At 55.1% G+C, this 10,455-nt stretch carries 9 protein-coding genes; 4 read left to right on the top strand and 5 right to left on the bottom strand.

The genetic code is table 11. The annotated features are described in order from the left end of the window. Nucleotides 1–239 precede the first annotated feature (239 nt). The 4 genes from EJP87_RS10010 (at nt 240) to EJP87_RS09995 (ending at nt 3,913) form a co-directional block, all read left to right on the top strand. Nucleotides 240–1,025 carry a ComF family protein gene (locus EJP87_RS10010; protein WP_130471731.1) on the top strand — a complete coding sequence of 262 codons (786 nt, stop codon included), beginning with the start codon at nt 240–242 and terminating at the stop codon, nt 1,023–1,025. Next, nucleotides 1,025–1,282: a glutaredoxin 3 gene (gene grxC, locus EJP87_RS10005; protein WP_130471730.1), complete on the top strand. Its 258-nt coding sequence runs from the start codon at nt 1,025–1,027 to the stop codon at nt 1,280–1,282. Before EJP87_RS10010 ends, grxC begins: the two co-directional genes overlap by 1 nt. Nucleotides 1,283–1,287: 5 nt before the next feature. Next, entirely contained in the window at nt 1,288–2,115 is an 828-nt protein-coding gene (locus tag EJP87_RS10000; protein WP_227657563.1) for a carbon-nitrogen hydrolase family protein, read from the top strand. Nucleotides 2,116–2,302: 187 nt separating this feature from the next. Then, nucleotides 2,303–3,913, top strand: coding sequence for a methyl-accepting chemotaxis protein (locus EJP87_RS09995; protein ID WP_130471728.1), 1,611 nt, complete (start codon nt 2,303–2,305; stop codon nt 3,911–3,913). A 149-nt stretch (nt 3,914–4,062) separates the two neighbouring features. Here EJP87_RS09995 and EJP87_RS09990 read toward each other — a convergent pair whose 3' ends face one another. From EJP87_RS09990 to mreD, 5 genes are all read right to left on the bottom strand, one after another. Beyond that, complete coding sequence (locus tag EJP87_RS09990; RefSeq protein ID WP_130471727.1) at nt 4,063–5,178, bottom strand: glycosyltransferase family 2 protein; 1,116 nt, start codon at nt 5,176–5,178, stop codon at nt 4,063–4,065. A gap of 344 nt (nt 5,179–5,522) precedes the next feature. Next, nucleotides 5,523–6,494 (bottom strand): UDP-3-O-(3-hydroxymyristoyl)glucosamine N-acyltransferase, encoded by a 972-nt coding sequence (locus EJP87_RS09985; protein WP_130471726.1) that lies wholly within the window; start codon nt 6,492–6,494, stop codon nt 5,523–5,525. A 9-nt stretch (nt 6,495–6,503) separates the two neighbouring features. Continuing rightward, nucleotides 6,504–7,751: a rod shape-determining protein RodA gene (rodA, locus tag EJP87_RS09980; protein WP_130471725.1), complete on the bottom strand. Its 1,248-nt coding sequence runs from the start codon at nt 7,749–7,751 to the stop codon at nt 6,504–6,506. 15 nt (nt 7,752–7,766) lie between these two features. After that, nucleotides 7,767–9,746, bottom strand: coding sequence for a penicillin-binding protein 2 (gene mrdA / locus EJP87_RS09975; protein ID WP_130471724.1), 1,980 nt, complete (start codon nt 9,744–9,746; stop codon nt 7,767–7,769). Between the two features lie 38 nt (nt 9,747–9,784). Further along, a complete protein-coding gene (gene mreD / locus EJP87_RS09970; RefSeq protein ID WP_130471723.1) occupies nt 9,785–10,279 on the bottom strand; it encodes a rod shape-determining protein MreD in 495 nt (164 codons plus the stop codon). Nucleotides 10,280–10,455: the final 176 nt, after the last annotated feature.

Here is a 10,455-nt window from a genome sequence, read left to right as displayed (position 1 = left end):
CTGACCCAACTGGCAGAATCACCGCGAAAACGTAAGCGACAAATGGCTGTATCGGGGAAAACATGTTAGCGCATATGGGGCTTTGCCCTGCACCCACCAGGAGGAGATAATCTCCTCCTGGACCTCCATAATAATTTTCTGATTTTTAAATGCGATTGCCCTGGCGTAAAATGCAGAGGAGCATGTTTTCGCCTGTTTGTTGAGAGTGGAATTGGAATAGGGGTCAAAGGGGGGAGCCGATGGCTGGTGGATGGTGGCGACGCAGTTGGCGATTGTTGATGGATGGAATGTTTCCAGTCACCTGTTTGCATTGCGGGCAGGAGATGGAGGAGCTGGATCAACTGTGTGCGGCGTGTATGCGTCAACTGCCCAAACAGCCTGACAGATATTGTATGCGTTGCGGTCAGCGCACGGCTGGAGTCATCAATGGCTGTGGTCACTGTATCCGGAATTTAGGTCGTTATGCGGATGCGACCTATTTTGCCTATTCCTATGCGCCGCCGATTTCCGATTGGATTATTGGCTTAAAGTTTGCGGACCACACGGAGTGGGCCAAGAGTCTCTCCTGGTTGCTTTGGCAGCGTTTGCAGCGCGAGTTGCTATGGGAGAGTGTGGCGATGGTGCTGCCGGTGCCGTTGCATCCGTGGCGTTTGTTGCGTCGGGGATATAACCAATCAGCTTTGTTGGCGGGGGGTGTGGCGGCAGCATTGGGTGTTCCATTGCGTACAGGAGTGTTGCAGCGCATCAAGCGCACCAAGCCGCAGACCAGCTTGAATGCCTGGGAACGTGCGGAAAATGTCAAGGATGCCTTTCGTGCGGACAGGGAGGTTTCTGGTCAGGATCTGTTGTTGATTGATGATGTTTTTACTACGGGAGCGACGGTACATTCAGCGGTACGAGCATTAAAACTGGCGGGAGCCAGGCGGGTAGTGGTAGCCTGTGTGGCAGCGGTGCATGCAGAAGAGGTGGCGGCACCGGTGGAGGCAATGGATTATTCGATTCCTATGGATTCAAGGAGCAGGTAATGGCTGAGGTGATCATATATTCGACCACGGTGTGCCCGTTTTGCATTCGGGCCAAGGCGTTGTTGAGCAAAAAAAAAGTTGCGTTTCAGGAGATCAATTTGACCGAACATCCCGACCGGCGTGAGGAGATGATTAGCCGTGCCAATGGTCGGCGTACTGTGCCGCAGATTTTTATCAATGGTCAGCATGTAGGGGGTTGTGACGATCTGCATGAGCTGGAAGCGGCGGGTGAATTGGACCAGTTGTTGGCGGGATGAGTGGGATGCGGGCTGCGGTGATTCAGATGTGCTCTTCGGCAGACCGGGAGCAGAATCTGCTGGAAGCGGGAGCTTTGATGGAGTCTGCGTGCAAGCAGGGGGCAGGCTTGTTGCTTCTGCCGGAGAACTTTTCCTTTATGGGACGAAGCGATGCGGAAAAGTTGCAGCATCGCGAGGATGTGGAGTGCAGCCCCAGTTTACAGTTTTTACAAGAGTTTGCTGCCCGGCACCAGGTATGGGTGGTAGGGGGATCGATTGCTCTGCAGGTTGCGGGCAGCGAGAGCATGACCAATAGCTGTTTTGTGGTGGATGCGAGCGGACGGATTCAGGCGCGCTATGACAAAATCCACCTGTTTGATGTGGACTTGGCTGGGGAGAGTCCCTATCGGGAGTCGGATCGGGTCAAGGCGGGCGATCGGGCGGTGGTGGTGGCGACACCGTTTGCGCGTCTGGGGTTGACCATTTGTTATGATCTGCGTTTTCCCGAGCTGTTTCAGGCATTGTCGGGAATGGGTGCGGAGGTGATTACGGTGCCGGCGGCCTTTACGCAGGTGACGGGTCAAGCCCATTGGGAGGTGTTGTTGCGGGCGCGGGCCATTGAAAATTTTAGCTATATTTTGGCTGCCGGACAGGGAGGGAGCCACGCCAATGGTCGGCGCACCCATGGTCATTCGATGATAATTGAGCCGTGGGGGCAAGTGGTGGCGCAGTGTCCCGAAGGAAAAGGTTTTGCGATAGCAGAGTTGGATGCGGAGCGCATACAGCGGAGTCGGCAGCGGATTCCCTGTTTGCAGCATCGCAGAGCTTTTACGCATACATTTTTGTCCGGTTAGCAATAACAGAGGCAAACCAGTCGTTGCGAGTGTACAAGCCAGCCGTTGCGAGTGTCTGTAATTTGGCAAATTTGTTTTATTCTACGTCGTTTTTTCTTTACTATCGCATAGGTATAGGCTAATGTTAACTGTTTATTTTGTTTGGTAGGATGGCTTTGTTTTAATCAACCCGGGAAGGAAGGTTGCCATGAATGTTGCAGGCATGAGTATCGGTAAAAAACTGGTCTTGTTGTTTACCTCGCTGTTTATGCTTGCGATTTTTGCATTGGGTTATCTGCATTTACGAGATGCGGTCGAGGCTTTTGAACATCAAAAGGCTTCCACTGCTTTGGCAGCCTTGGATGCCGGGCATGATGTGCGGGTGGCGATGGGCAGAGCCTGGAAAGATGAATTGATCTCCTCGGAGGCGTTTACCCAGGCCAAAGAGTGTCGCAAGGCGGAATCGACTGAAGCGCGTCTGCAATGTGCACGGCAGACCAATCTGCATCGCACCATTCCTGTGATCCGGATGTTGGATGCCATCAAGGCGGCGATGAACAACAGTCACATGGGGGTGCGGGTGATCAAAAGGGATCGTCCTCGTGATCCCAAGGCGCAGGGCAATGCGACAGAGTTGGCTTTGTTGGATGAGTTGAGCCGCAGTGGCAAAAAAGATTTGGCGCGTGCGGATGCTGCCAGTGGGCAATATTTGTTTGTTCGCGAGATCCGTGCGGATGAAGGGTGTCTGGAGTGCCATGGCAACAAACAGAAGGTGGATTGGTTTGGTTTTGATCAAGAGGACTGGAAGGTGGATCAGCAGATAGGGGCGATTATTTTATCCTCGCCGTTGTCTGAGCTCTCCAGTGCCAAAGCCGATATTATGCTGAAGATGTCGCTGGCAGCGGGGTCCATTTTTGTCGTAGGGTTTTTATTGTTTACCGGCATGGTGCGTAAGCTGATTGTGGATCCGGTGCAGCAGATGGCCAGCAATTTGGTTGCGATGGCCAACGGTGATCTGCAGGTGACGATCAAGGGTGGCGGTCAGGATGAAGTAGGACAGATGTCTTCGGCTTTAGGGCGGATGGCCGACAAGCTGCGTGAAGTGGTCAGTGAGGTGCACCGTTCATCGGAGTTGGTAGCAGACGGCAGCCGGGATTTGGTTGCGACCTCTTATATAGTCTCCGAGGGGGCGACCAATCAGGCGGCTTCCATCGAGGAGACCTCTTCGGCGATGGAGGAGATGACGGCCAATATTGCCACCAACACCGAGAATGCCACGGCAACCGAGCAGATTGCGGTATCGGCCAATCGTGATGCGCAGGAGAGTGGACAGGCGGTTTCCGAGGCGGTTTCGGCGATGAAGGAGATTGCCGGCAAGATTTCCAGTATTGAGGAGATTGCGCGGCAGACCAACCTGTTGGCGCTCAATGCGGCCATTGAGGCGGCGCGGGCTGGTGAACATGGTAAAGGTTTTGCGGTGGTGGCGGCTGAGGTGCGTAAGCTGGCGGAGCGCAGTCAGGTAGCGGCGGGAGAGATCACCCATTTGGCCGGTCACAGCAAGATGGTGGCGGAAAAGGCAGGAACCCGTTTGGCCAATCTGGTTCCAGACATTCAGCGCACTTCCGACTTGGTACAGGAGATTGCCACCTCCAGTCGTGAGCAGGCACAAGGTGCGATGCAGGTCAATCAGGCGATTCAGCAGTTGGATCAGGTGATCCAACAAAATGCGAGCGCTTCCGGTGAACTGGCCTCGACAGCAGAAAAGCTCTCAGAGCAGGCTGAGCATTTGCGCAGCTCCATCTCCTTCTTCCGCATCTAATCGCGTTGTCTTTGCCGACAGGTCATTCTTCTGAATGGAGATGGTCTGTCGGCAGGGGCAAATTTTGAAGTGTGATTTTGCATCTTTGGATGCAGGTCGTTTTTTAAGAGATTCTGGAAATTGCCAAAACCAAGTGGGTTGTCTGGCATTCAGGCAAGATTGTTTACAATCGTCACCGCACCCCCCTGACGCAACAAATCCAAAGTAGTTCCTACCTGCAGGCGGTTTTCATTGATCAAGAGGGCACTCAGGCGAATGACCAGGTCATATTGACCCGGTTGCGCATTCATCGGCAGTTGCAGCCAGCGCAGCACGGTGGTTTGACCTGCTTTGCTGCGCACGACGATGTCGCTGTAGGGGTCGCTATGGCTCTGTTGGCCGTTGATCAGACTCATGCCGATCCAGCATAACTGCTCCAATGAGCTGGTGAGGGTGATTTCCACGATCAGACGTTGTCCGGCTTGCCAGGAAGAGGTGGCCAGATGGATGGCACTGATGAAGGGAGCAAAATGGCTGGCTCCCTTGGCGATGTTGAAAAAACGTGAGCTTAACAGTTGATATTGTCTGATTTTCCAGGAGCGATAATCGGTAAAGGAGTTGTCCAACTCCAATTGCAAGGAGGATTGGGCGGCACAGACATAATAAGAGCAGAGCCCCATTTTGGTGACCGATGAGTAGAAGGCCAGATCGTCGGGCATCAATTTGAGTTCATCGGGAAAATCGGTACGAAAGCCACCAATTTGTTGATACAGCTCCTTGCGGAAGGTCATGCCGCCCCCTCCGGCCCGCCAACCGTGCCAATCGCGTACCTGGCGTCCGCTGGGCAGGGTGAGTACGGGCAGTTTTTGTACCGAGGTATGATTGATCATATCGGTGGAGGCGATACCCACATTTTCTTCGTTGTTCAAGGTGTCCACGATCTGCCGCAGCCATTGCGGGGAGATCACGAGAATATCATTATCCAGTTTGGTGAGAAATTGCGTGTGCGGATGGGCGGCTTGAAAGCCGGTATTAAAGCCGGCTGAGGTGCCCAAATTATTTGGCAACAGGATCAATTGATCGATCAACCCACTCTGCTCCCATGCCTGCAGAGCAGCAACTGAATCGGCATCAGAGCCATTATCGACCACAATCAGCTCAAAATCGACTCCGGCATCGATGCTGGTAAGAGCCTGCAGGGTGCGGTCGGTATAGGGCGCACGGTGGTAGCTGAGCACAACCACTGTCACCAGTGGCGTACTGTTTTGCGCTTTATGTTTCTTCATGCGTTGATACCTTTGTTAAGCTGTAATTATTCACCACCAAAAACAACTGCGGGTCCAGGGAGGGCACCTCCCTGGCCGGGTCCAGGGATGGAATCCCTGGGATTTTGCTTTTAATCTTTTGCCTTTGGCGCGCTTTTCACATTAAGCCGACGCGCTCTTTGCGTCGGCGCGGCGCGCCTAATGGAAGCAAGCTGTGCGGATTGGCGCGCTTTTTTGCGCCAATGTGCACAGCATCCCCATGGGGGTAGAGCTGGCAAGCCGGCACAAACCTGAATAATTACGTCAAGCTTTGGCTTCCCACTGGGGGTAGAGCTGGCAAGCCGGCACAAACCTGAATAATTATGTTAAGCTTTGGCTTCCCACTTTTTTATAAAATCATTCACTTTTTTGATAAACGCCGGCAGTCCACGCAAAGCGGCCAATTGGGTCATATTATCGCGGTGCGCCTGCCCATACCATCCGGACCAGGTTATGCCGGCAGGGACGTTGCCTGCCACCCCGGTGGAAGCAGCGACACGGGCACCCCGGCCAATGGTCACATGGGGGACCAGACCGGCTTGACCGGCCAAAATCACCCCATCTTCGAGACGACAGGAGCCGGCGATGCCGACCTGGGAGACGATGAGGCAATAGCGGCCCATATCCACGTTATGGGCAATTTGCACCAGATTATCGATTTTGCTGCCGCAGCCAATGCGTGTGGCGCCGAAGCGACCGCGATCGATAGTGGTATTGGCACCAATTTCCACATCATCTTCGATGATGACACTGCCGAGATGGGGAATTTTTTGCGGGCGACCTTGGACGACCTCATAGCCGAAGCCATCAAAGCCAATGACGCTGTTGCTGCCGATGATACAGCGGGCGCCGATCTGTGTGCCCTGATGGATGATGGCTCCGGCATGAATGACGCTGTCAGCACCGATAACCACTCCGGCTTCAATGACCGCTTTGGCAGCAACAGAGACACCTTGTCCCAGGCGGGCGCTGGGATCGATGCTGGCGCTGGGATGGATGCCTGAGACGGTGAGGGTCTGGCGTCCCAGCAACACACCGGCAGTAGCGATATGCCAGGCTGGAGTGGCGGTCAGCAGATGGGGCAGGGAGGCTTGTTGCAAGGCTGCGGAAAACTCTTGTGGTACCAGATAGGCGGCTGCCAGCGCTTCACCGGCCAACACCTTGTCGAGCCACTTTCGTTCGCTGATGAAGGAGAGATCACTGTTTTTTGCCTCCTCCAAGGGAGCCACATCTGTAAACTGGGCATCCAAAACAGGGGGTTGCAGATGGAGTTGTTGAGCCAATTCGCTTAGTTTCATGGAGAGATCCTATTCGATGGTTTTACGATAATGTTTAGCATAGATGGCGACATGGGCGATCAGACCCATGGAGAAGAGCAGGGTGATCATGGAGCTGCCTCCATAACTGATGAGCGGCAAGGGGATACCGACCACGGGTAACAGGCCGATGACCATACCGATATTGATGATGACCTGAAAGGAGAAGAGAGCGATAAAGCCGACGGCGGTGAGCAGGCCAAAGCGGTGTTGGGCAGTGGCAGCAATCAACAGACCGCGGGCAGTAATCAGCAGATAAAGCAGCATCAGGGTGATGCAGCCGACAAAGCCCCACTCTTCGGCCAGCACGGAAAAGATAAAGTCGGTATGACGTTCCGGGAGAAAGTCGAGATGGCTTTGGCTGCCGTTCAAAAATCCTTTACCCAAAAAGCCTCCGGATCCGACGGCAATTTTTGATTGGATGATATGGTATCCTGAGCCCAGCGGATCATGTTCCGGAAAAAAGAGGGTATAGACTCGCTGTCGTTGATAATCGTGCATGGCATTCCAGGCTACCGGCAGACCGGCGGCAAGCAGACAGAGGGAGAGTGTGATCATTTTCCAGGAGAGTCCGGCGATGACGATCACCGCCATGCCGACGGTAGCGATGATGATAGCGGTGCCCAGATCGGGTTGTTTCAGAATCAGGGCTACCGGCAGCATGATCAGGAGGAGAGGCAGGGCCAAATCGCGCAGGCCGAAACCGGCAACCACAGCACGATCATGATAGTAGCGCGCCAGGGCCAAAACCAAGGTGACTTTCATCAGTTCCGAAGGTTGCAGGCGCATAAAGCCAAGATCGAGCCAGCGTCTGGCTCCCATGCTGACGCTGCCAAACAGAAAGACGGCAATCAACAGTGCCAAGGAGATGCCATAAGCCAGATAGGCATAGCGTCGGTAGATGCGTTCGCTGCCGGCGATGGCAACGACAAAGAGCAGGGCCAAACCGACAGTAAAGCGTACAGCCTGACGGATAATAAACTGGATATTGCTGTTGTCTGGATGGTTCAAATGGCCGCCGGCTGCCGAATAGAGTACCACCAGGCCGAGCAGAGAGGTCAGGGTCAGCAGGAGGATCAGGCTCCAGGGAAAGCGTTGCCAACGCTCTTTCCAGCCCAGGGTGGTGGAGCCATCGACACTCAATACCCCTTCGACCGGATTACGATTTTTTTGTTCCGGATCAGCGGGATGGATGGGTGGTTCGGTCACCGGGTTATGGGAGGTTACCGCTGGGCGCATGAGAGGAGCCACATGTCAGGGGTTGTCGTTTGCGTCATCGGGTGGTTCTTCAGCCAGTTCATCATCCGGGTTGGGCAGGATCGGGTTGGCACCTGGGGAGTGGGTTGTTGCGATGGTTTCTCCCCGCTGTTTAGCAAAGTAAAGATCCATGACCCGTTTGGCAACAGGTGCTGCATTGGTGCCGCCGCCACCGCCATGTTCGACGATGACCGAGATGGCAATTTCCGGTTGATGTGCAGGAGCGTAGGCAACAAACATGGCATGGTCCATCAAGCGGCGATTGGTGGTTTTGACCAGGGTGCCGCTTTGCGTGCGGCGGTGGCGAGCCACTTGTGAGGTACCGGTTTTGCCGGCCATGCGCACGCCATTGAGTTTGGCGGTGCGGGCGGTTCCCAGGGGGCCATGGACCACCTCTTCCAGTCCGGCATGAATCAGGGCTATATGTTCCGGGCGAAAATGGTTATGCCACAGGGGAGTGATGCCGGCTGGTCCTGGTTTTTGTCCGGGGATGGCGGGAGGTTGTGCGGATTTGACCAGGAAGGGTCGATAGACGGCGCCACCGTTCGCGATGGCGGAGATCATGACCGCCAACTGCATGGGTGTGGAGAGGACATAGCCCTGGCCGATGGCGGTAATCAGCGTTTCGCCGGGATACCATCCAGCTTTATGGGTGGTGCGTTTCCAGGCTCGTGAGGGGATCAGGCCGGCCCGTTCTCCATCCAGGGCGATACCGGTGAGGGTTCCCAGCCCCATGCGCAGCGCCTGTTGATGGATGGCATCGATACCGACCCGATCGGCCAGTTCGTAGAAAAAGACATCGCAGGATTGGGCGATGGCCTGGTGCAAGCTGACCGAACCATGACCACGCAGTTTCCAGCAATAGAAGCGATGGTCCTGGCGGGTGGTATAGCCTGGGCAATAGATGGTGTCGTGTTCGTGGAGTTTGCCCAGGCGCAGGGCGGCCAGTACCACCACCATTTTGAAGGTGGATCCGGGAGGATATTGCCCCTGGATGGCTTTGTTGGTGAGTGGGCGATTGGGATCCTGAGTCAGTTGTCGCCACTCATCGGGCAGAAAACCGTTGATAAACTGGTTGGGATCATAGGCGGGCTGGCTGGCCATGACCAGCAGTTCACCGGAATGGGGACGCATCATCACCATGGCGCCGGTGCCCCCGGAGGATTCTGCCAGGGCCCGTTCAGCCTCCTGTTGCAGATCCATATCCAGGGTGAGGGTAATATCCTGTCCTGGTCGTGGTGGGGTACGGCGCAGTTCGCGCACTTGCCGACCATAGGCGTTGACCTCAATTTCCCGTAATCCATCCATGCCGCGCAGTTGATTTTCCATGGCCCGTTCGACACCCGATTTGCCCAGCAGGTCGCCGGAACGAAAATCGATGTCCACAAAGCGATTTTGATCTTTTTCCGTCACTTCTCCCAGATAGCCGATGGCGTGTGAGGCCAGTGTACCCATGCGATAGTGGCGTTGTGGTTGCACTTCGATGGTGACTCCAGGCAGTTCATGGACACGGGTTTCAATCAGGCTGACCTCCTCCCAGGTCAGGTGTGTTTTTACGGTCACCGGCATGAAAGCGCGTTGGCGGCTGGCCTGTTTGAGCACACTCTGGATCTCTTTTTCTTCGAGTTGCAGGAGCGGTTTCAGGAGTTCCAAGAGGCGAGGCAGGCCGCTGCGTTCCCGTGAGGAGCGGCGCAGGTGTTGGGTCGCCATTTCCGGGATGGCCACCAGTTGATAATCGGGATGATTTTCCACCAAGAGCAGGCCGTTGCGATCAAAGATGCGTCCGCGTGATGCCGGGAGCAGTTGCAGACTGATGCGGTTGTCGTCTGCCATGTCGCGGAAGGTGCCGCTTTTGAGAAGCTGCAGGTAGAAGAGTCGACTGGTCAAAGCCGAAAAGAGCAGAGAGATGCCTCCGCCGAGGACCAGGAGGCGGCGGCGGGCATCGATCTGAAAAGTTTTCGGTTTTTCGTCGAGCATGCGCTTACCGGAGAGGGGAAGAGAGAGGGCGAGAGCTGTTATACATTTTCCAACCAGCCGTGGTGGATATAAATCAGCAGGGAGGCCCAAAGGGGTGCGATCAACAAGGTAGCCACAGGTCTGCCGAGGAGCATGGGCCAGTTTGCCTCATAGCCTTTGATCAGGCTCATGATCAACCATTGCAGGCTGGCATCCAGGAGGGAGAGAAAGAGGATACCGAAGAGAACATGCAGAAAGCTCAAAGCGCGCAGACGGCGTCCAAAACGGCCAATCAAGAGCAGCAGGATTAATTTGGTAAAGGCGTTGAGACCCAATTGTGAGCCGCTGAGCAGATCGACCAACAGACCGATGGCGAAGACCAGGGGAATGGTGCAGAGATCGGGACGGTAGAGGCGCCAATAGCTGAGGGCAATCAGCAGCAGATCGGGGCGCAAGACCGACCATGCCTCCAGGGGGATATAGAGCTCCTGCAAGGCGACGGCGAGCAGTAAGGTCAGGGCTGGGATCCAGGCAATCAGCAGAGAGGCAAACACGCGGTGCTCACAGGGTGTGAGGGGTCACAATGGGGATTCTGGTATAGAGTAATATGCAAGAGCGTGTACTGCCAGGATTCATTCCAGGGCAAGCGCATTTGCCAATTTCCTCACTGTTGCTACAAGCGAAAGTGTGCATGTCGGGCGTCCGCCCTCCCAAAGAGTGCCCCTTCGGG

It is taken from the genome of Candidatus Magnetaquicoccus inordinatus, from assembly GCF_004217665.1.
GTDB lineage: Bacteria > Pseudomonadota > Magnetococcia > Magnetococcales > Magnetaquicoccaceae > Magnetaquicoccus > Magnetaquicoccus inordinatus.
The sequence above is the reverse complement of the archived record's forward strand: the minus strand, read 5'-3'. Positions and strand labels throughout refer to the sequence as shown.

Coding starts and splice junctions, on each gene's coding strand:
- mrdA (WP_130471724.1), bottom strand. CDS start 9,746: ATGCTCGACGAAAAACCGAAAACTTTTCAGATCGATGCCCGCCGCCGC.
- grxC (WP_130471730.1), top strand. CDS start 1,025: ATGGCTGAGGTGATCATATATTCGACCACGGTGTGCCCGTTTTGCATT.
- EJP87_RS10000 (WP_227657563.1), top strand. CDS start 1,288: ATGCGGGCTGCGGTGATTCAGATGTGCTCTTCGGCAGACCGGGAGCAG.
- EJP87_RS09985 (WP_130471726.1), bottom strand. CDS start 6,494: ATGAAACTAAGCGAATTGGCTCAACAACTCCATCTGCAACCCCCTGTT.
- EJP87_RS10010 (WP_130471731.1), top strand. CDS start 240: ATGGCTGGTGGATGGTGGCGACGCAGTTGGCGATTGTTGATGGATGGA.
- EJP87_RS09990 (WP_130471727.1), bottom strand. CDS start 5,178: ATGAAGAAACATAAAGCGCAAAACAGTACGCCACTGGTGACAGTGGTT.
- EJP87_RS09995 (WP_130471728.1), top strand. CDS start 2,303: ATGAATGTTGCAGGCATGAGTATCGGTAAAAAACTGGTCTTGTTGTTT.
- rodA (WP_130471725.1), bottom strand. CDS start 7,751: ATGCGCCCAGCGGTAACCTCCCATAACCCGGTGACCGAACCACCCATC.